The 19,873-nt window shown below is 59.9% G+C and carries 18 protein-coding genes; 8 read left to right on the forward strand and 10 right to left on the reverse strand.

From position 1 onward, the window contains the following. Positions 1–67 precede the first annotated feature (67 nt). The 8 genes from rseP to rpsB all read right to left on the reverse strand — a co-directional run bounded on the left by rseP (position 68) and on the right by rpsB (position 7,535). Positions 68–1,420, reverse strand: a complete 1,353-nt coding sequence (gene rseP / locus HU743_RS03425) for a sigma E protease regulator RseP (RefSeq protein WP_186550182.1) — start codon at positions 1,418–1,420, stop codon at positions 68–70. A gap of 54 nt (positions 1,421–1,474) precedes the next feature. Continuing rightward, complete coding sequence (gene ispC / locus HU743_RS03430; RefSeq protein ID WP_186646938.1) at positions 1,475–2,665, reverse strand: 1-deoxy-D-xylulose-5-phosphate reductoisomerase; 1,191 nt, start codon at positions 2,663–2,665, stop codon at positions 1,475–1,477. Beyond that, a complete protein-coding gene (locus HU743_RS03435; protein ID WP_186550178.1) occupies positions 2,662–3,468 on the reverse strand; it encodes a phosphatidate cytidylyltransferase in 807 nt (268 codons plus the stop codon). Before HU743_RS03435 ends, ispC begins: the two co-directional genes overlap by 4 nt. Beyond that, positions 3,468–4,223, reverse strand: coding sequence for a polyprenyl diphosphate synthase (gene uppS / locus HU743_RS03440; RefSeq protein WP_186550176.1), 756 nt, complete (start codon positions 4,221–4,223; stop codon positions 3,468–3,470). Before uppS ends, HU743_RS03435 begins: the two co-directional genes overlap by 1 nt. Positions 4,224–4,237: 14 nt before the next feature. Then, a complete protein-coding gene (gene frr / locus HU743_RS03445) occupies positions 4,238–4,795 on the reverse strand; it encodes a ribosome recycling factor (RefSeq protein WP_186550174.1) in 558 nt (185 codons plus the stop codon). Beyond that, entirely contained in the window at positions 4,792–5,535 is a 744-nt protein-coding gene (gene pyrH, locus HU743_RS03450; RefSeq protein WP_003222124.1) for a UMP kinase, read from the reverse strand. The genes frr and pyrH overlap by 4 nt, the downstream gene beginning before the upstream one ends. 208 nt (positions 5,536–5,743) lie before the next feature. Next, complete coding sequence (gene tsf, locus HU743_RS03455) at positions 5,744–6,607, reverse strand: translation elongation factor Ts (RefSeq protein ID WP_186533160.1); 864 nt, start codon at positions 6,605–6,607, stop codon at positions 5,744–5,746. 190 nt (positions 6,608–6,797) lie between these two features. Continuing rightward, complete coding sequence (rpsB, locus tag HU743_RS03460; protein WP_186533161.1) at positions 6,798–7,535, reverse strand: 30S ribosomal protein S2; 738 nt, start codon at positions 7,533–7,535, stop codon at positions 6,798–6,800. A 372-nt stretch (positions 7,536–7,907) separates the two neighbouring features. Between rpsB and map the strand changes: the two genes are divergently transcribed. The 4 genes from map to HU743_RS03480 all read left to right on the forward strand — a co-directional run bounded on the left by map (position 7,908) and on the right by HU743_RS03480 (position 13,741). Continuing rightward, positions 7,908–8,690: a type I methionyl aminopeptidase gene (gene map, locus HU743_RS03465; RefSeq protein WP_186620945.1), complete on the forward strand. Its 783-nt coding sequence runs from the start codon at positions 7,908–7,910 to the stop codon at positions 8,688–8,690. Positions 8,691–8,731: 41 nt separating this feature from the next. Beyond that, the gene (locus HU743_RS03470; RefSeq protein ID WP_186646939.1) at positions 8,732–11,434 is read left to right on the forward strand and encodes a [protein-PII] uridylyltransferase; all 2,703 of its coding nucleotides are present in this window, start codon (positions 8,732–8,734) and stop codon (positions 11,432–11,434) included. Positions 11,435–11,641: 207 nt separating this feature from the next. Beyond that, positions 11,642–12,841 (forward strand): succinyldiaminopimelate transaminase, encoded by a 1,200-nt coding sequence (dapC, locus tag HU743_RS03475; protein WP_186646941.1) that lies wholly within the window; start codon positions 11,642–11,644, stop codon positions 12,839–12,841. A gap of 165 nt (positions 12,842–13,006) precedes the next feature. Next, on the forward strand, positions 13,007–13,741 hold the full coding sequence (locus tag HU743_RS03480) for a M12 family metallopeptidase (RefSeq protein WP_186646943.1): 735 nt from the start codon (positions 13,007–13,009) through the stop codon (positions 13,739–13,741). A gap of 6 nt (positions 13,742–13,747) precedes the next feature. Here HU743_RS03480 and HU743_RS03485 read toward each other — a convergent pair whose 3' ends face one another. Continuing rightward, positions 13,748–15,379, reverse strand: coding sequence for a Na+/H+ antiporter (locus HU743_RS03485; RefSeq protein WP_186646944.1), 1,632 nt, complete (start codon positions 15,377–15,379; stop codon positions 13,748–13,750). A 291-nt stretch (positions 15,380–15,670) separates the two neighbouring features. Between HU743_RS03485 and HU743_RS03490 the strand changes: the two genes are divergently transcribed. The 4 genes from HU743_RS03490 to HU743_RS03505 all read left to right on the forward strand — a co-directional run bounded on the left by HU743_RS03490 (position 15,671) and on the right by HU743_RS03505 (position 18,856). Next, positions 15,671–16,033, forward strand: coding sequence for an ArsC family reductase (locus tag HU743_RS03490; RefSeq protein ID WP_189664121.1), 363 nt, complete (start codon positions 15,671–15,673; stop codon positions 16,031–16,033). A 31-nt stretch (positions 16,034–16,064) separates the two neighbouring features. Next, positions 16,065–17,099: a 2,3,4,5-tetrahydropyridine-2,6-dicarboxylate N-succinyltransferase gene (gene dapD, locus HU743_RS03495; RefSeq protein WP_186635239.1), complete on the forward strand. Its 1,035-nt coding sequence runs from the start codon at positions 16,065–16,067 to the stop codon at positions 17,097–17,099. Between the two features lie 150 nt (positions 17,100–17,249). After that, positions 17,250–18,455, forward strand: coding sequence for a cysteine desulfurase (locus HU743_RS03500; RefSeq protein WP_186646945.1), 1,206 nt, complete (start codon positions 17,250–17,252; stop codon positions 18,453–18,455). Further along, positions 18,452–18,856 (forward strand): SufE family protein, encoded by a 405-nt coding sequence (locus HU743_RS03505; RefSeq protein WP_186620957.1) that lies wholly within the window; start codon positions 18,452–18,454, stop codon positions 18,854–18,856. The genes HU743_RS03500 and HU743_RS03505 overlap by 4 nt, the downstream gene beginning before the upstream one ends. Before the next feature lie 104 nt (positions 18,857–18,960). On the opposite strand, the gene tcdA is transcribed toward HU743_RS03505, so the two are convergent. Further along, the gene (tcdA, locus tag HU743_RS03510) at positions 18,961–19,779 is read right to left on the reverse strand and encodes a tRNA cyclic N6-threonylcarbamoyladenosine(37) synthase TcdA (protein ID WP_186550155.1); all 819 of its coding nucleotides are present in this window, start codon (positions 19,777–19,779) and stop codon (positions 18,961–18,963) included. Positions 19,780–19,873: the final 94 nt, after the last annotated feature.

Genomic DNA, 19,873 nt, shown 5'->3' on the forward strand with positions numbered 1-19,873 from the left:
TTTCTTATTCCAACTGGCAATAAACAAACTGCCGCAAAATGCGGCAGATTCGCAATTCAGCGAAGCGTTACAGACGACCCAGATCGTTGACCAGAGCAAGCAACATCACCCCGACCACCAAACTGATACCGATCTGTATCCCCCAACCTTGCACCCGATCCGACAAGGGGCGACCACGCACCCACTCGATCAGATAAAACAACAAATGCCCCCCATCCAGTACCGGGATGGGCAGCAAATTCAGAACCCCCAGGCTAATACTCAGATAAGCAAGGAAATTCAGGAAATCAGCGACGCCCGACTGGGCAGAAGCGCCCGCCACTTTAGCAATGGTTATCGGTCCACTCAAGTTTTTTACCGAGAGCTCGCCGAAGAGCATTTTCTTCAGTGAATCCAGCGTCAGAATGCTCATGGTCCAAGTGCGACGGGCGCCCTCGCCAATCGCGGCCAACGGGCCATAACTGACCTCGCGGATCATTTCCGGCGGCCAGTCGATGGCTTTGACGCCAGCGCCCAGATAACCACTCGGCGATTTGCTTTCACCGCGCGCCGCCAGCGTCACCGGGACGTCGATTTGAGCACCCTCGCGCTCGATGCGCAGCATGATTTTGGTATCAGGGCGCGTACGAACAGTATCGACCACTTGCTGCCAGTCGTTCAGCGCCTGACCGTCGAGGGCCAGCAAACGATCACCGGTCTTCAGCCCGGCCGCCTGCGCCGGGCCTTTCGGATCGAGCTCAGCAAGCACTGGTGGCAACGCCGGACGCCATGGGCGAATGCCGAGCGAACGAATCGGATCCGGCTCGTCGGCACCTTTGAGCCAGTTATCCAGGGCCAGTTCACGGGGCGAGTCAGCGGTTGAACCCTGCTCGCGCACGACCACTTGCACCGAACCGCTTTCACCGAGGCGACGGACCAGCTGCAAATTCACCGCCGCCCAGCCGGATGTCGGCTCACCATCGATGGCAACGATTTCCTGACCCGAGGTCAAACCCGCCTTCGCGGCGATGCTGCCGGACTCGACAGCCCCGATGACCGGGCGCACCTGCTCGCTGCCAAGCATCGCCAGCACCCAGAAGAACACCAGCGCCAAAAGGAAGTTGGCGATCGGACCGGCGGCGACAATGGCAATGCGCTGGCGCACGGACTTGCGATTGAACGACTGATCGAGCTGATCGACCGGTACTTCGCCTTCGCGCTCGTCGAGCATTTTGACGTAGCCGCCCAGCGGGATCGCCGCCACGACGAACTCGGTACCTTGCTTGTCGTGCCAGCGCAGCAGCGGCATGCCAAAACCCACGGAAAAACGCAGAACCTTGACGCCACAGCGACGCGCGACCCAGAAGTGGCCGAATTCGTGAAAAGTGACCAACACTCCCAAGGCGATCAGGGTGCCGGCAATCATATAGAGCGCGCTCATCTACTTTCTCCGCAATCCTGTTCAGTGTCGCGTGCAGCCATTGTGTTGCTGATCCTATCGGCCGTGCCGACTCAACCATTGTTCCGCCAGCACTCGCGCCTTGGCGTCCGCCGTGAACACGGCATCGAGATCATACAGCGCGACCACCGGTTCGAGATTCAGGACCTCCTCGATGATACTCGCGATTTCCGGGTAGCGAACCCGTCCGTCGAGAAACGCCGCCACCGCCACCTCGTTGGCCGCATTAAGCATCGGTGGCGCACTGTCACCGGCTTCGGCGGCCTGACGCGCCAGACGCAGACAAGGAAAACGCTGCTCATCCGGCGCTTCGAAATCCAGTCGCGCAATGGCAAACAGATCCAGCGGTGCTACGCCGGAGTCGATACGCTGCGGCCACGCCAGGGCATTGGCAATCGGCGTACGCATGTCGGGATTACCCAATTGCGCCAACACCGAGCCATCCACATAGTCGACCAGCGAATGAATGACACTCTGCGGATGGATCACCACTTCAACCTGCGAAGGCTTGGCATCGAACAGCCAGCAGGCCTCGATCAGCTCGAGCCCCTTGTTCATCATGCTCGCCGAATCCACGGAGATCTTGCGCCCCATTGACCAGTTCGGATGCGCACAGGCCTGCTCAGGTGAAACATGCACCAGCTCAGCCATCGGCGTCTGCCGGAAGGGGCCGCCAGAAGCTGTAAGTAAAATCCTTCGCACACCTACCGAGCTCAAGCCACGCGCAAAATCCTGCGGCATGCACTGAAAAATCGCATTGTGCTCACTGTCGATTGGCAGCAGCACCGAACCGCTCTTGCGCACTGCCTGCATGAACAGAGCGCCGGACATCACCAGTGCTTCCTTGTTGGCGAGCAGGATCTTCTTGCCCGCCTCGACCGCCGCCAGCGTCGGGCGCAGGCCCGCAGCGCCGACAATCGCCGCCATCACCGCGTCGACTTCAGTAGCAGAGGCAACCTCGCACAACCCCTCTTCTCCGACCAGCACACGGGTCGAAAGGCCGGCGGCACGCAGATCATCCTGCAATCGGCGTGCAGCCTCGATGTTCGGTACCACGGCAAATTGCGGCACATGACGCACGCACAAGGCGAGCAATTCATTGAGGCGAGTAAAACCACTCAGCGCGAATACCTGATAACGCTCAGGATGACGGGCAATGACATCAAGGGTGCTCAGACCGATCGAGCCGGTGGCCCCGAGCACCGTAATCTGTTGTGGTCGACTCACGGTGCAGCCATCCACAGCAGGACGGCAAACAGCGGAATGGCCGCGGTCAGGCTGTCGATGCGATCCAGCACGCCGCCGTGACCGGGCAGCAGGTTACTGCTGTCCTTGATGCCGGACTGGCGCTTGAACATGCTTTCAGTGAGGTCGCCGACAACGGAAATGAAGACGATCAGCGCGGCGCCAATCAAGCCTTTAAGCAGTTCGGCGACGGTCCAGTCGCGCACCAGCCCGACGATGGCGGTGATCACCAGACTCAGCGCCAGACCACCGTAAACGCCTTCCCAGCTTTTACCCGGGCTGACCTGCGGCGCCAGTTTGCGCTTGCCGAATTTGCGACCGGAGAAATACGCACCGATGTCCGCCCCCCAGACCAACACCATCACCGCCATGATCAGCCAGTTGCCCAGCGGGTACTGCTTGATCTGCACCAGTCCTTGCCACGCAGGCAGCAGAATCAGCAGGCCGATCATCAGTTTGGTGGCGGCACTGGACCAGCGCTTGCTGGAGTGCGGATAGGTCAGCACCAGGTACGTCGCGACAGCCCACCACAGCACCGACGCCCCCAGCACCCACGGCGCGAGACCGGGCAGTACGTACATGACGAACAGCATCAGGGCGACGACGGCTGCAAAGCCGACACGGAACGATTGCGCGGTGAAGCCCGCAAGACGCGCCCACTCCCAGGCGCCAAGACTCACCACCAGACCAATGAACAGGGCGAAACCGGAGCCCTTGAGCAGGAAAAACCCGCACAAGGCGATCGGCAGCAGGATCAGCGCAGTGATGATTCGTTGTTTAAGCATTAAACCCGGGCTCCAGCTTCGATCTGCTCGCTCGTTTTACCGAACCGACGCTGACGCGAAGCGAAATCAGCCAGCGCATTGCGCATGGCCTCGTGTTTGAAGTCCGGCCAGAACAGGTCGGAGAAGTACAGCTCGGCATAGGCAAGCTGCCACAGCAGGAAATTGCTGATGCGGTGCTCGCCACCGGTGCGGATGCACAGGTCAGGCAATGGCAAGTCACCGGTGGCCAGACAGGTTTGCAGCAGATCCGGCGTGATGTCCTCCGGACGCAGGTGCCCGGCCTGAACCTCACGCGCCAGACGCTGAGCCGCCTGCGCGATATCCCACTGACCGCCATAATTGGCCGCGATCTGCAGGATAAAACGATTGGCACCGGCCGTCATGGCTTCGGCCTCGCGCATTGCCGCCTGAAGCTCAGGATGAAAGCGCGAGCGATCGCCAATGATGCGCAAACTGATGTTGTTGTCGTTGAGGCGCTTGGCCTCACGACGCAAGGCCTTGAAGAACAGATCCATCAAGGCACTGACTTCATCGGCCGGGCGCTGCCAGTTTTCACTGGAAAAGGCGAACAGGGTCAACACTTCAACCTTGGCCTCGGCACACACCTCGATCACCGCCCGCACAGCATCCACGCCCGCTTTATGCCCGGCGACACCCGGCATAAAGCGTTTTTTCGCCCAGCGATTGTTGCCATCCATGATGATCGCGACATGGCGCGGCACCGCGGACGGCGCAGACTGCTTGGTCTTGTCCATTTAACGCTCGACCCTTATACGGCCATCAGGTCTTTTTCCTTCTCTTCCGTGGCCTTGGTGATCTGGGCCTCGGAGTCTTTGGTCAGCTTATCGATATCAGCGACGGCACGACGCTCTTCGTCTTCGCTGATTTCCTTGTCCTTGACCAGTTTCTTCAGCTCGCCCAAGGCATCGCGACGAATATTGCGCACGGCAACACGCGCGTCTTCGGCAGCGCTGCGGGCCTGCTTGGTGAAACCTTTACGAGTCTCCTCGGTCAGGGCCGGCATCGGGATCAGCAGCAACTCGCCGAGGTTGGTCGGGTTGAGGTTCAGACCGGCGCTCTGGATCGCCTTGTCGACGGCCGCCAGCATGTTGCGCTCGAAAGCGACGACTTGCAGGGTGCGCGAGTCCTTCACGGTGACGTTGGCAACGCTGCTCAACGGGGTGTCAGTGCCGTAGTAAGGCACCATCACGCTGCCGAGGATGCTCGGGTGAGCCTTGCCGGTGCGAATCTGGCCGAATGCATGGCTCAGAGATTCCAGGGATTTCTGCATACGCGCTTGGGCGTCTTTCTTGATTTCGTTGATCATTGTTGGCCTTCCTCGATCAAAGTCCCTTCAGCGCCGCCGTGTACGATGTTCAGCAGGGCGCCGGGTTTGTTCATGTTGAATACGCGCAGCGGCATCTTGTGATCGCGGCACAGGCAAATAGCGGTCAGGTCCATTACACCCAGCTTGCGATCCAGCACTTCATCATAAGTCAGATGATCGAACTTCTCGGCATGCGGGTCTTTGAACGGGTCAGCGGTGTAGACGCCGTCGACCTTGGTCGCCTTGAGCACGACATCGGCATCGATTTCGATTGCGCGCAGGCACGCTGCCGAATCGGTGGTGAAAAACGGATTGCCGGTACCGGCGGCGAAGATCACCACATCCTTGGAGTTCAGGTGGCGCATGGCTTTGCGGCGATCATAGTGATCGGTCACACCCACCATGGAAATGGCCGACATGACGATGGCCGAGATATTGGCACGCTCCAGCGCGTCGCGCATGGCCAGGGCGTTCATCACAGTGGCCAGCATGCCCATGTGGTCGCCTGTAACCCGATCCATGCCGGCTTTGCTCAAGGCTTCGCCGCGGAACAGGTTGCCACCGCCGATCACCAGACCGACCTGCACACCGATGCCGACCAGTTGGCCGACTTCCAGTGCCATCCGATCCAGCACTTTTGGATCGATCCCGAACTCTTCCGAGCCCATCAGGGCCTCGCCGCTAAGCTTGAGTAGAATGCGTTTATAGCGAGCCTGATAACCACTGCCCTGCTGAGCCATTGCGAATCTCTCCTGCGGCGTATTAAAAATTCTGTGCGAGCTGTTTACAGCTGGCGTTCACTCTAGCTTGGCGCTGCTGCAGCGCCATCGGAACATGGCTTTGTAAGTCAGTTCCGGGTGGAAACCAAATAAAAATTGGTACCCCATCTGAAAAGAGGCTGCGCGCGTAAGCGGGCAGCCTCTCTCGGGCGACAGTTGAAAAACCGTCTTATTGCTTGGCGGCAGCCAGCTGGGCAGCAACTTCTTCAGCGAAGTTGTCGACCGGCTTCTCGATGCCGTCACCTACTTTGTAGTAAGTGAAGGAGACGATTTCTGCGCCGCCTTTCTTGGCCAGCTCGCCGACCTTGATTTCAGGGTTCTTGACGAACGCCTGCTCAACCAGGCTCGCTTCTGCCAGGAACTTGCTGATACGGCCCTTGACCATATTCTCAACAATGTTTTCTGGCTTGCCTTTGATTTTCTCTTCGTTCAGCTGCAGGAACACAGCTTTTTCACGCTCGATCGCTTCAGCCGAAACTTGCGAAGGCAGCAGGAACTCAGGGTTGCTTGCCGCTACGTGCATCGCGATGTCTTTGGCCAGCTCGACGTCGCCGCCTTTCAGAGCGACAACAACACCGATCTTGTTGCCGTGCAGGTACGAACCTACAACGTCACCTTCAATGCGGGTCAGACGACGAATGTTGACGTTTTCGCCTACTTTGCCAACCAGTGCTTCGCGAGCAGATTCTTGAGCGGCGATCAGCGGAGCAGCGTCGGTCAGCTTGTCAGCGAAGGCTTTTTCAACGCTGTCAGCAACGAAGTTCTTGAAGTCGTCTTGCAGAGCGAGGAAGTCGGTCTGCGAGTTCACTTCCAGGATAACGGCAGCTTTACCGTCGTCCTTGATTGCGATTGCGCCTTCAGCGGCAACGTTGCCCGCTTTTTTCGCAGCCTTGATCGCGCCCGAAGCACGCATGTCATCAATGGCTTTTTCGATGTCGCCGTCAGCCTTTTCCAGGGCTTTCTTGCAATCCATCATGCCTTCGCCGGTACGCTCGCGCAGTTCTTTGACCAACGCTGCAGTAATTGCTGCCATTTTCAAATTCCTCTTGGATAGGTTTTCAACCATTCCACCCGACCGAACGGGCGTTCAATTCTTCCCGAACCACCCTTGTTAGCTGCCGCACGTTACAAACAGAGACGTGGGCGCCGACAAATGGTTTTCGAGGTGGCAAAAAGGGGGCCAAGCCCCCTTTTTGCTTACTGAGTCAACGCCAGGGCGTCAATTACTCAGCTGCAGCCTGAGTTTCTTCAGCTGCGAATTCAACAGTACCGCCAGCATTGTTGTTGCGACCGCGGATAACTGCGTCAGCCATCGAACCCATGTACAGCTGGATGGCGCGAATGGCGTCATCGTTGCCTGGGATGATGTAGTCAACGCCTTCCGGGCTGCTGTTGGTATCGACAACGCCGATGACCGGAATGCCCAGCTTGTTGGCTTCGGTGATCGCGATGCGCTCGTGGTCAACGTCGATCACGAACAGTGCGTCTGGCAGACCGCCCATGTCCTTGATACCGCCCAGCGAACGATCCAGCTTCTCAAGATCGCGAGTGCGCATCAGCGCTTCTTTCTTGGTCAGCTTGGCGAAAGTACCGTCTTCGGCTTGAACTTCAAGGTCACGCAGACGCTTGATGGAAGCACGAATGGTCTTGAAGTTGGTCAGCATGCCGCCCAACCAGCGGTGATCGACGTACGGCGAACCGCAACGTGCTGCTTCTTCAGCAACGATCTTGCCAGCGGAACGCTTGGTGCCGACGAACAGAATCTTGTTTTTGCCCTGGGCCAGACGCTCTACGAAAGTCAGAGCTTCGTTGAACATTGGCAGGGTTTTTTCAAGGTTGATGATGTGAATCTTGTTACGCGCGCCGAAAATGTACTTACCCATTTTCGGATTCCAGTAACGGGTTTGGTGACCGAAGTGCACACCGGCCTTCAGCATATCGCGCATATTGACTTGGGACATGATAGTTCCTTGATAAGTCGGGTTTGGCCTCCACGTATCCCAATGACCAACCAGAGGCATAAAGCCCAAGGCACCCAGGTCATCGTGTCGACACGTGTGTGGATTTAAGCTTTTCGGGGCATCCCCGGAAAGCGGCGCATTTTATACCACAGGGTGCGCAAAAACGGAACCCGGAATATCTAACGGTACCGGGACACAGACGCAGCCCCCTTGGAATCGGCCTGATGCCCACCATTGTATAGACAGAAGCGATGCACGCAGGCGCGGATTTGCACCTTCCGTCTGTTAGAATCGCGTTTTTCAGGGTCGCCAAATGCACACGTGCCACCCTATTTGTATCAGCAAGCGCCGCCGAGCGCAGAGAGAGCCTGTATGACCGTCAACCTCAAAACCCCCGAGGACATCGCTGGCATGCGTGTCGCCGGCAAACTGGCCGCCGATGTGCTGGAAATGATTGCCGAACATGTCAAACCGGGCGTGACCACCGATCAGTTGAATCAGATCTGCCACGACTATATCGTCAATGTGCAGCAGGCCATCCCTGCCCCGCTCAACTACAAGGGTTACCCGAAGTCGATCTGCACCTCGATCAACCATGTGGTCTGCCATGGCATCCCGAACGACAAGCCACTGAAAAACGGCGATACCCTGAACATTGACGTCACTGTGATCAAGGACGGCTACCACGGCGACACCAGCCGCATGTTCCATGTCGGCGAGGTGCCGGTGTGGGCCGAGCGCCTGTCGCAAGTCACTCAGGAATGCATGTACAAGGCGATCGAGATCGTCAAACCCGGCTGCCGCCTCGGCGACATCGGCGAAGTGATCCAGAAGCACGCGGAAAAGAACGGCTTCTCGGTAGTTCGCGAATTCTGCGGTCATGGCATCGGCAAGGTTTTCCACGAAGAACCGCAGATCCTGCATTACGGTCGCGCGGGCACCGGCATGGAACTGAAAGCCGGCATGACCTTCACCATCGAGCCGATGATCAACCAAGGCAAGGCCGACACCAAGGTACTGGGCGACGGCTGGACCGCGATCACCAAGGACCGCAAGCTCTCGGCGCAGTGGGAACACACCCTGCTGGTCACCGACACGGGCTACGAGATCTTCACCCTGCGCAGCGATGACACCATCGCGCGCGTCTCGGCCTGAGACACCAAACGCTCCCAGCTTTATAGAAGGAAAGCCAATCGATGCCGCAGGTGGATCCCGAACTCTTCGACCGTGGCCAGTTCCAGGCTGAACTGGCGCTCAAAGCGAGTCCTATCGCGGCGTTCAAGAAGGCGATCCGCCAGGCCCGCGAGGTGCTTGACGCGCGTTTTCGCAGCGGCCGCGACATCCGTCGGCTGATCGAAGACCGCGCCTGGTTCGTCGACAACATCCTGCAAAAGGCCTGGGACCAGTTCAACTGGAGCGAAGACGCCGACATCGCGCTGGTCGCGGTCGGCGGCTACGGCCGGGGCGAACTGCACCCCTATTCCGATATCGACTTGCTGATCCTGCTGGACAGCGCCGATCACGAAGTATTTCGCGATTCCATCGAGCGTTTTCTGACGCTGTTGTGGGACATCGGCCTGGAGGTCGGTCAAAGCGTGCGCTCGGTCGATGAATGTGCTGTTGAGGCCCGTGCCGACCTGACCGTGGTCACCAACCTCATGGAAAGCCGCACCATCTGCGGCCCGGAGCGCCTGCGCCAGCGCATGCTCGAGGTCACCAGCACCGCACACATGTGGCCGGCCAAGGAGTTTTTTCTCGCCAAGCATGCCGAACAGAAGGCCCGTCACCACAAGTACAACGACACCGAGTACAACCTGGAACCCAACGTCAAAGGTTCGCCCGGTGGCCTGCGCGATATCCAGACGATTCTCTGGGTCGCCCGCCGTCAGTACGGCACCCTGAACCTGCGCGCCCTCGCCGGCGAAGGTTTTCTGGTCGAAAGCGAGAACGCCCTGCTTGCCTCTTCCCAGGAATTTCTGTGGAAAGTGCGCTATGCCCTGCACATGCTTGCCGGCCGCTCCGAAGATCGCTTGTTGTTCGATCATCAGCGCACCATTGCCGGCCTGCTCGGTTTTGAAGGGGACGACGCCAAACAGGCAGTCGAAAACTTCATGCAGCAGTACTTCCGCACGGTGATGAGCATCGCCCAGTTGAGCGACCTGATCATTCAGCACTTCGAGGAAGTCATTCTCGCCCCGGAAGACGAGGCGCCGTCGCAGCCGATTAACGCGCGCTTCCAGTTGCACGACGGCTACATCGAGGCACGCAACGACAACGTGTTCCGCCGCACGCCGTTCGCCATGCTGGAAATCTTCGTGCTGATGGCCCAGCAGCCGGAAATCAAAGGTGTGCGCGCTGACACCATCCGTCTGCTACGCGAGCATCGTCACCTGATCGACGACAACTTCCGCAACGATATTCGCAACACCAGCCTGTTCATCGAGCTGTTCAAGTGCAAGATCGGTATCCACCGCAACCTGCGGCGAATGAACCGTTACGGCATTCTCGGGCGTTATCTGCCGGAGTTCGGTTTTATCGTCGGGCAGATGCAGCACGACCTGTTCCACATTTATACGGTTGATGCGCACACGCTGAATCTGATCAAGCACCTGCGCAAACTGCAGTACACCCAGGTCTCGGAAAAATTTCCGCTGGCCGCCAAGCTCATGGCCAAGCTGCCCAAGCCCGAACTCATTTACATGGCTGGCCTCTACCATGACATTGGCAAGGGCCGGCATGGCGACCACTCCGAAATCGGCGCGGTCGATGCCGAAGCATTCTGTCAGCGCCACCAACTGCCGGTGTGGGACAGCCGCCTGATCGTCTGGCTGGTGCAGAACCATCTGGTGATGTCGACCACCGCCCAACGCAAGGATCTGTCCGATCCGCAGGTGATTCACGACTTCGCCCAGGCCGTCGGCGATGAAACCCGCCTCGACTATCTCTATGTGCTGACCGTAGCCGACATCAACGCGACCAACCCGACGCTGTGGAACTCCTGGCGCGCCAGCCTGCTGCGCCAGCTGTATACCGAAACCAAGCGCGCCTTGCGCCGCGGCCTGGAGAACCCGGTGGATCGCGAAGAGCAGATTCGCCAGACCCAAAGCGCCGCACTGGACATTCTGGTGCGCGGCGGCACCGACCCGGACGATGTCGAGCAACTGTGGGCGCAACTGGGCGATGACTATTTCCTGCGGCACACCGCTGGCGACGTGGCCTGGCACAGCGATGCGATCCTGCAGCAACCGGTCAATGGCGGGCCGCTGGTGCTGATCAAGGAAACCACCCAACGCGAGTTCGAGGGTGGCACGCAAATCTTTATTTATGCACCGGACCAACACGATTTCTTCGCTGTGACCGTGGCCGCGATGGACCAGCTCAACCTGAACATTCACGACGCCCGGGTCATTACCTCGAGCAGCCAGTTCACCCTCGACACCTACATCGTGCTCGACAACGACGGCGAGTCGATCGGCGACAATCCGGTGCGGGTCAAACAGATCCGCGAAGGGCTGACCGAAGCCCTGCGCAACCCGGACGACTACCCGACGATCATCCAGCGCCGGGTGCCGCGCCAGCTCAAGCATTTTGCCTTCGCGCCACAGGTGACCATCCACAACGATGCGCAACGCCCGGTGACGGTGCTGGAATTGACCGCGCCCGATCGGCCGGGACTGCTGGCGCGTATCGGCGGGATTTTCCTCGAGTTCGACCTGTCGTTGCAGAACGCCAAGATCGCGACCCTGGGCGAACGGGTCGAAGACGTGTTCTTTATCACCGATGCGCACAACCAGCCGCTGTCCGATCCCTTGCTGTGCAGCCGCTTGCAGGATGCGATCGTTGAACAACTGAGCGTCAATCAGGAACCCGATATCAAGCTTTCGCGTATCAGTATTTGAATTAACCCATTACCCCGGTGGGAAGGATCACTCCGATTCCAGCCTGTTAATCAAATTCCTTGTAGGAGTGAGCCTGCTCGCGATGGCGATGCATCAGCTTGCACAGATATTGAATGTGCAGCAGCCCTCATCGCGAGCAGGCTCACTCCTACAGGTCTGGTGAACGGCCCAGTATCGGCGTTTTGCCCCACCTTGACCGAGGCCCCCATGAACAACGCTCTGAACCAGCTCCAGCCCTACCCGTTCGAAAAGCTCCGCGCACTGCTCGGCACCGTGACCCCGAACCCGGACAAGCGCCCGATCGCCCTGTCGATCGGCGAGCCGAAGCATCGCTCGCCGAGCTTTGTCGCCGAAGCGCTGGCCAATAATCTGGAGCAGATGGCGGTGTACCCGACCACCCTCGGCATCCCGGCGCTGCGTGAAGCCATCGCTGGCTGGTGCGAGCGGCGCTTTGGCGTGCCAAGCGGCTGGATCGATCCGGCGCGCAACGTGCTGCCGGTCAACGGCACCCGCGAAGCGCTGTTTGCGTTTACCCAGACCGTGGTCAACCGTGGCGACGACGCCCTGGTGGTCAGCCCGAACCCGTTCTATCAGATTTACGAAGGCGCCGCGTTCCTCGCCGGGGCCAAGCCGCACTACCTGCCGTGCCTGGATGAAAACGGCTTCAACCCGGATTTCGATGCGGTGTCGCCGGACATCTGGCAGCGCTGCCAGATCCTGTTCCTGTGCTCGCCGGGCAACCCGACCGGCGCATTGATTCCGGTCGATGTGTTGAAAAAGCTGATCGCCCTGGCCGACCAGTACGATTTTGTGATTGCCGCGGACGAATGCTACAGCGAGCTGTACTTCGACGAGCAGACGCCGCCGCCGGGCCTGCTCAGCGCTTGTGTGGAACTGGGTCGTCAGGACTTCAAGCGTTGCGTGGTATTCCACAGTCTGTCCAAGCGTTCCAACCTGCCGGGCCTGCGTTCCGGTTTCGTCGCCGGCGACGCCGAGATCCTCAAGGGTTTTCTGCTGTATCGCACCTATCACGGCTGCGCAATGCCGGTGCAAACCCAACTGGCCAGCGTTGCCGCCTGGAACGACGAAGTCCACGTGCGCGCCAACCGCGCGCTGTATCGCGAGAAATTCGATGCGGTGCTGGCGATTCTTGGCCCGGTGCTGGATGTGCAGCGCCCGGACGGCAGCTTCTACCTGTGGCCGAACGTGAACGGCGATGACGCGCAGTTCTGTCGCGATCTGTTCGAGCAGGAGCATGTGACGGTGGTGCCGGGTTCGTACCTTTCGCGCGATGTCGATGGCGTCAATCCGGGGGCCGGCCGCGTGCGCATGGCACTGGTTGCACCGCTGGCCGAGTGTGTCGAAGCGGCTGAGCGTATTCGCGATTTCATCCAGCGTCGCCGCTGAGGCCTGACCGCCTGTGCCGGGCAATCCGGTACAGGCGCTGCAAATATCGCGTAACAGTTCGCCCGATCTTATTTCCCGTCCCTGCGCCGGCCAGACGTTAGTCTTGGGCTGCGCGGTTCGCCGCGTCTCAAAAACCACCGCTCCAGACTTCATGGAAGAAGTGAAATGCAAGAACTCCTGGATTGCCAACTCCTACAGTGGCCAGACGATCAGGCAGCCTACGCGGCCGCCATCAGCGAAAATCCGGCGAATGCCGACAGCGACCGCACTAGCGGTACGCGGCGCAAGCGCGCCGTGCTCAACTACTCGAAATTGTGGGCCAACGGCCGCACGCTGAAGATTGCCTTCATGGATGCGCCTGCGCCTGAGCACAAAAGCAAGATCATCGCCGCGGCCAGCCGTTGGTTGCCGTACATCAACCTCAAGTTTGAATTCGTCGAAGAGCGCCAGGGCGATATTCGCATCGCCACAAAAAACAATGACAACAGCGCCATGCTCGGCACCGATGCGCTGCTGATTCACCCTGACCATCCAACCATGAATCTGGGGGTCAGCCCCGACCATGTCGACTTCGAGGTGATCGTCACCCACGAATTCGGTCACGCACTGGGCGCCCTGCATGAACACCAGCATCCCCAGGCGAACATTCCATGGGATAAGCCCAAGGTGTATGAGTTTTATCAGAATCGGCAGATGAATCCGCTGACCCGCGAACAGGTCGACCGCAACCTCTTTGCCTCCTTCGATACGCTTGATGCGATCTACACCGCCTATGACAAGCACTCGATCATGCATCACCCGGTGGCGAACACATTGACCCTGGGCGATTGGGAAATACCGGTCAACCGCAAGATCAGCAAGAAGGACAAACGCCTGATGCAACTGCTCTATCCCAAGTAACGCCGTCTATTTGACCTGCCCCAGATTGGCCTCACTCAGATCGAGTTCGCCCAATACTTCCCTGAGCACATCGTCGCCGATCTGGTGCTGGCGGCTCAGGCGATACAACTCAAGGCGTTGCGCCCGCAGCGCCTTCAGACGCAGCCGACGTTCCAGCAGATCCATCTGGAACGCCAAAGCCTGGGCTTCGGCGGAGTCATTGAAGACATCGAGCTGATGGCGATACTCGGACATGATTCGCGCCTTGAGTTCAGCGGACAATGCCGCCTGCGCCGCATCCTGAGGCACCATTTCTTCGGTTTCCAGCGAGTGGATCGCGGCTTCGGCGGTTTTGCGCCAGGCATCGCGCACTTCCTGGCGGCGTTTATCGTCCGGGCTTTTTTCGATCCCGCGCAGTAACAAGGGCAAGGCGATACACGCCGACACCAGCGACAGCAGAATCACCCCGGCCGCGATAAAGATCAGCAGGTCTCGCTCGGGAAACGCCTGCGCGCCCATCAACATTGGCACCGACATCACGCCTGCCAGCGTTACCGCCCCGCGCACACCACCGACCGTCAGCAACCAGCAGGAACGCGCCGTCGGCACTTGCGTCAGCTCGCCTTTGCCGCGCAAGCGCCGCAGCAGTACCGACAAGCGCCAGATGCTCTGCACCCAGACAAACCGCAGCAACACCAGCGCGAGGAAAATCGCCAGCACATCGAGGCAACGGTAGAACAGCGTCGGCCACAGCGTCGGCTCGTGACTGACCACCGCTTTGATGATGTCCGGCAATTGCAGGCCGAGCAGCAGAAAGATCAGGCCATTGAAAGCAAATTCCAGCAGCGACCAGACACTGCGATTGAGCAACCGGGTGCTGGTCTGGCGTGGCAGCAGGTCGAGCCAGCTCTGCATCATCCCCGCTGCGACCGCCGAAAGAATGCCCGATGCGCCCAAGCGCTCGGCCAATACATAAGCAGCGAAGGGCAACAGCAACATGAACACTACGTGAGTAGCCGGATCATCCCAGCCACGGGCGATCATCCACACGCGCAGGCGTCCAACCAGCCAGCTCAGCGCCACGCCGACCGCCAGACCACCCAGCGCCACCGCGACGAAGGTCAGGCTGGCGTTGGTCAGCGAGAACACCCCCGTCACCGCCGCTGCCAGGGCGAACTTGAAAGTCACCAGACCGGAGGCGTCGTTCATCAGCGCCTCGCCCTGCAGCATGTGCATCAGCGGCGTCGGCAAGCGGTTCTGCGCAATCGCTGAAACCGCTACGGCGTCGGTGGGCGACAATACGGCCGCCAAGGCAAAGGCTACTGGCAGCGGAATCGTCGGCAACAGCCAGTGAATGAAATAGCCGGCACCGACCACGGTGAACAATACAAGGCCCACGGCCAGGGTCAGAATCGGCCCGCGCAATTGCCAGAGCGCGCGTTTGGGCATGCGCCAGCCGTCGGAAAACAGCAACGGCGGCAGGAACAGAAACAGGAACAGCTCCGGATCGAGGGCCACGTGCAGGCCCAGCGTCGGCCAGGCCAACAATGCGCCGGCGGCGATTTGCACCAAAGGCAGCGGCAGCGGGATGACCCGGCCAACCAGTCGCGAGACGCTGACCAGCATCAGCAGGATCAGGACGGTGTAAGCAGTTTGCATAAAGCAGTATCTCAGGCGATCGACAGCGTTGAACTGCCATATTAGCGCCTTAGGCTGTGGATGACCGTTGCACCTATGTCGCACGGCTGGAACGCAACTCCCTTGTGGGAGCGAGCCTGCTCGCGAAAGCGGTGGAAGATTCACCATCAATGTCGACTGACACACCCCCTTCGCGAGCAGGCTCGCTCCCACAGGTTTTACAGCGTTACGACAACCGTGGCCGACGAAACCGTTTGGTCATGGCATAATCCGTCACCATTTTTCTCCAGCACCTGTAAAGGGGGCGATTCCTTGGCCGTTTCAAGTAAAACGTTGCACCTTTTCGGCATCAAGGCGTGCGACACCATGAAGAAGGCGCGCACCTGGCTCGATGAACACGCTGTCAGCTACGACTTTCACGATTACAAAACGGCCGGTATCGACCGTGCGCACCTGACGCAATGGTGTGACGAGCACGGCTGGCAAACGGTGTTGAACCGTGCAGGCACGACCTTTCGCAAACTCGACGACGAACGCAAAGCCGATCTCGACCAGTCGAAAGCCATCGAACTGATGCTCGCGCAACCCTCGATGATCAAGCGCCCGGTGCTCGATCTCGGTGACCGAACCCTGATTGGCTTCAAGCCAGACATCTACGCGGCCGCTCTGAAGTAAGCAGCCCGTCACTCTTTGTAGAGGTATTCACATGTCCAATTCCCTGTTCAGCATCGCCTTTGGTGTCGGCACTCAGAACCGTCAAGGCGCCTGGCTCGAAGTGTTCTACGCACAGCCACTGCTCAACCCTTCGGCCGAACTGGTCGCTGCCGTTGCGCCGATCCTCGGTTACACCGAAGGCAACCAGGCCATCACCTTCACCACCGCACAGGCCGCGCAACTGGCTGAAGCGGTCAAAGGCATCGACGCCGTGCAAGGCAAGCTGCTGACCCGTCTGGCCGAAAGCCACAAGCCGCTGGTCGCCACCCTGCTGGCCGAAGACGCGCAACTGACCTCCACGCCTGAGGCCTACCTCAAGCTGCATCTGTTGTCGCATCGCCTGGTCAAGCCGCATGGCGTCAGCCTGGCCGGCATCTTCCCGCTGCTGCCGAACGTGGCCTGGACCAGCCAGGGCGCGATCGACCTGAGCGAACTGGCCGAAATGCAACTCGAAGCGCGTCTGCGCGGAGAGCTGCTGGAAGTGTTCTCGGTGGACAAGTTCCCGAAAATGACCGATTACGTGGTTCCGGCCGGTGTGCGTATCGCTGACGCCGCGCGCCTGCGTCTGGGCGCTTACGTGGGCGAAGGCACCACCGTCATGCACGAAGGTTTCATCAACTTCAACGCCGGCACCGAAGGCCCGGGCATGATCGAAGGCCGTGTCTCCGCTGGCGTGTTTGTCGGCAAAGGTTCGGACCTGGGCGGCGGTTGCTCGACCATGGGCACCCTGTCGGGCGGCGGCAACATCGTGATCAAGGTTGGCGAAGGCTGCCTGATCGGCGCCAACGCCGGTATCGGTATTCCGTTGGGCGACCGCACCACGGTCGAGTCGGGCCTGTACGTGACGGCCGGCACCAAGGTGGCGCTGCTCGATGAGCACAACAATCTGGTTCAGGTTGTTAAAGCGCGTGAGCTGGCCGGCCAGACCGACCTGCTGTTCCGTCGCAATTCGCAAACCGGTGCGGTGGAGTGCAAGACCCACAAATCGGCGATCGAACTGAACGAAGCGCTGCACGCTCACAACTAAGCAGCCATACGATCGATCCCCTGTGGGAGCGGGCTTGCCCGCGAAGGCGTCCTGTCAGTAACAACTGTGCAGAATGACACTACGCTTTCGCGAGCAAGCCCGCTCCCACAAGGTCCGGTACACCCCGCCCAATTTCACAGGGCTGAACAGATGATGATTCCCTCCCCTTGGCGTGCCGATTTTCCAGCCATCGCCGCCCTGCAACGGCAAGACCAGACCTATCTGGACAATGCCGCCACCACGCAGAAACCCCAGGCTTTGCTCGACGCCCTGACGCATTACTACGCCAACGGCGCGGCCAATGTGCACCGTGCGCAACACTTGCCCGGCGCCCATGCCACGCAGGCGTTCGAAGACAGTCGGCTGAAGGTTGCGCAGTGGCTGAACGCAGGCGACAGCGGCCAGATCATCTTCACCCATGGCGCCACCAGTGCGCTGAACCTCTTGGCTTATGGCCTGGAGCATCTTTTCCAGCCGGGCGACGAGATCGTCATCAGCGCGCTGGAGCATCACGCCAACCTGCTGCCGTGGCAGCAACTGGCCCAACGACGCGATCTCAAGCTGATTGTGTTGCCTCTGGACAGCGACGGGCTGATTGACCTCGCGGTCGCGCTCGCCGTGATCGGCCCGCGCACCCGTCTGCTGGCGGTCAGCCAATTGTCCAACGTGCTCGGCGCCTGGCAACCGTTGCCGGCCCTGCTGGCCATGGCCAAGGCGCACAACGTCCTGACGGTGGTCGATGGTGCGCAGGGTATCGTCCACGGGCGCCATGACGTGCAGGCGCTCGGTTGCGACTTTTATGTGTTCTCCAGCCACAAGCTGTATGGCCCCGAAGGCCTCGGCGTGCTGTTCGGGCGCAACGATGCGCTGGAGCAACTGCGGCCCTGGCAATACGGTGGCGAGATGGTTGTAGACGCGACGTTTCACAGCGCCCGCTTTCGCCCTGCGCCACTGGGTTTCGAGGCCGGCACACCACCGATTGCCAGCGTGATCGGCCTCGGTGCGACCCTCGATTACCTGGCCGGCCTGGACCAGGACGCGGTGTCCGCCCATGAAGCGGCACTGCACGACTATCTGCTGCGCGGCCTCGCCGCACGCAACGGCATTCGTCTGCTGGGCAAGCCGCAATTGGCGCTGGCCAGTTTTGTTGTCGAAGGCGTGCATAACGCCGATCTGGCGCACCTGTTGACCGAGCAAGGCATCGCCGTGCGCGCCGGGCACCATTGCGCCATGCCATTGATGAAAAGCTTCGAACTGGCCGGCGCAATTCGCGTGTCGCTGGCGCTGTACAACGATTCCGAGGACCTGGAGCGCTTCTTTGAAGCCCTCGACCAGGCGCTGGAGATGCTGCGATGACGTTGCCGGCTGAAGCCGCCGACGCCCTGCAAACCTTCCAGAGCGCCGCGGGCTGGGAGCAGCGGGCGCGCTTGCTGATGCAGTTTGGCGATCGCTTGCCAGCGTTGAGCGAGACGGATAAGTGCGAGGCCAATCGCGTGCATGGTTGTGAAAGCCAGGTGTGGCTGGTGGGCGAGTTGCGCGACGGCCACTGGCAATTTGCAGCGAGCAGCGATGCGCGGATGATTCGTGGCCTGGTGGCGTTACTGCTGTTGCGGGTCAACGGGCTGTCGGCGGCTGAGTTGCGGCAGGTCGATTTGCCGGACTGGTTTAATCAGTTAGGGCTGTCGCGGCAGTTGTCGCCATCGCGCAGTAATGGCTTGAATGCCGTGCTCAAGCGGATGAATGAGTTAGCCAAATAACAGCGGCTGCTTCGCAGCCATCGCGAGCAGGCTCACTCCTACAATTTGAAACGCGTTCCCCTGTAGGAGTGAGCCTGCTCGCGATCGGGCCCTCAGCCCCGACATCAAGCCTGAGGTTTAACCCGGTCCGAAGGCCGCCGCACACCCGCCACAATCTTGTCCACCGCCTTGGTCGCCGCGACCATGCCGAACGTCGCCGTCACCATCATCACCGCACCAAAACCGCCGGCGCAGTCGAGCTTGACGCCGTCACCGACAAAACTCTTCTGCAAACAAATGCTGCCATCCGGTTTCGGGTAGCGCAGTTGTTCAGTGGAGAACACACACGGCACGCTGTAATGGCGGGTCATGGTGCGGGAGAAGCCGTAATCGCGGCGCAAGGTCGAGCGCACTTTCGAGGCCAGCGGATCGTTGAAGGTGCGGTTGAGATCGCAGACTTGAATCAGCGTCGGATCAATCTGTCCGCCTGCGCCGCCAGTGGTGATGATCTGGATTTTGCGGCGTTTGCACCAGGCAATCAGTGCCGCTTTGGCGTTGACCGCGTCGATGCAGTCGATCACGCAGTCGATGTCAGGCGTGATGTATTCGGCCATGGTCTCGCGGGTAACGAAGTCGGCGACGGCGTGCACCGTACAATCGGGGTTGATTCCGCGCAAACGCTCGGCCATCACCTCGACCTTGGGCTTGCCGACGGTGCTGTCGAGCGCGTGCAATTGGCGGTTGGCGTTGCTGACGCAAACGTCGTCCAGGTCAAACAGCGAAATCTCGCCAACGCCACAGCGGGCAATGGCTTCCGCCGCCCAGGAACCGACGCCGCCAACGCCGACGATCGCCACATGGGCCGCGCGCAAGCGCTCCATGCCTTCGATGCCGTATAAACGGGCGATGCCTGCAAACCGCGGATCTTCTGTACTCATGACCATTACCCCAAAAACCGGCGCGCATTATAGGGCTACGCAGCGGCAAGTTTTAAGCTGCAAGCGACAAGTGTAAGAACTTAAGTCAGAGACGGCTGCC

Source organism: Pseudomonas sp. SWRI99 (genome assembly GCF_014270125.1).
GTDB lineage: Bacteria > Pseudomonadota > Gammaproteobacteria > Pseudomonadales > Pseudomonadaceae > Aquipseudomonas > Aquipseudomonas hamedanensis.

Bases quoted from the DNA above. Each gene is read 5' to 3' on its own strand.
- dapD (WP_186635239.1), top strand. From the start codon at position 16,065: ATGTCCAATTCCCTGTTCAGCATCGCCTTTGGTGTCGGCACTCAGAAC.
- HU743_RS03470 (WP_186646939.1), top strand. From the start codon at position 8,732: ATGCCGCAGGTGGATCCCGAACTCTTCGACCGTGGCCAGTTCCAGGCT.
- HU743_RS03505 (WP_186620957.1), top strand. From the start codon at position 18,452: ATGACGTTGCCGGCTGAAGCCGCCGACGCCCTGCAAACCTTCCAGAGC.
- uppS (WP_186550176.1), bottom strand. From the start codon at position 4,223: ATGGACAAGACCAAGCAGTCTGCGCCGTCCGCGGTGCCGCGCCATGTC.
- tcdA (WP_186550155.1), bottom strand. From the start codon at position 19,779: ATGGTCATGAGTACAGAAGATCCGCGGTTTGCAGGCATCGCCCGTTTA.
- dapC (WP_186646941.1), top strand. From the start codon at position 11,642: ATGAACAACGCTCTGAACCAGCTCCAGCCCTACCCGTTCGAAAAGCTC.
- map (WP_186620945.1), top strand. From the start codon at position 7,908: ATGACCGTCAACCTCAAAACCCCCGAGGACATCGCTGGCATGCGTGTC.
- rseP (WP_186550182.1), bottom strand. From the start codon at position 1,420: ATGAGCGCGCTCTATATGATTGCCGGCACCCTGATCGCCTTGGGAGTG.
- HU743_RS03485 (WP_186646944.1), bottom strand. From the start codon at position 15,379: ATGCAAACTGCTTACACCGTCCTGATCCTGCTGATGCTGGTCAGCGTC.
- HU743_RS03500 (WP_186646945.1), top strand. From the start codon at position 17,250: ATGATGATTCCCTCCCCTTGGCGTGCCGATTTTCCAGCCATCGCCGCC.
- tsf (WP_186533160.1), bottom strand. From the start codon at position 6,607: ATGGCAGCAATTACTGCAGCGTTGGTCAAAGAACTGCGCGAGCGTACC.
- HU743_RS03480 (WP_186646943.1), top strand. From the start codon at position 13,007: ATGCAAGAACTCCTGGATTGCCAACTCCTACAGTGGCCAGACGATCAG.
- pyrH (WP_003222124.1), bottom strand. From the start codon at position 5,535: ATGGCTCAGCAGGGCAGTGGTTATCAGGCTCGCTATAAACGCATTCTA.
- frr (WP_186550174.1), bottom strand. From the start codon at position 4,795: ATGATCAACGAAATCAAGAAAGACGCCCAAGCGCGTATGCAGAAATCC.
- rpsB (WP_186533161.1), bottom strand. From the start codon at position 7,535: ATGTCCCAAGTCAATATGCGCGATATGCTGAAGGCCGGTGTGCACTTC.
- HU743_RS03435 (WP_186550178.1), bottom strand. From the start codon at position 3,468: ATGCTTAAACAACGAATCATCACTGCGCTGATCCTGCTGCCGATCGCC.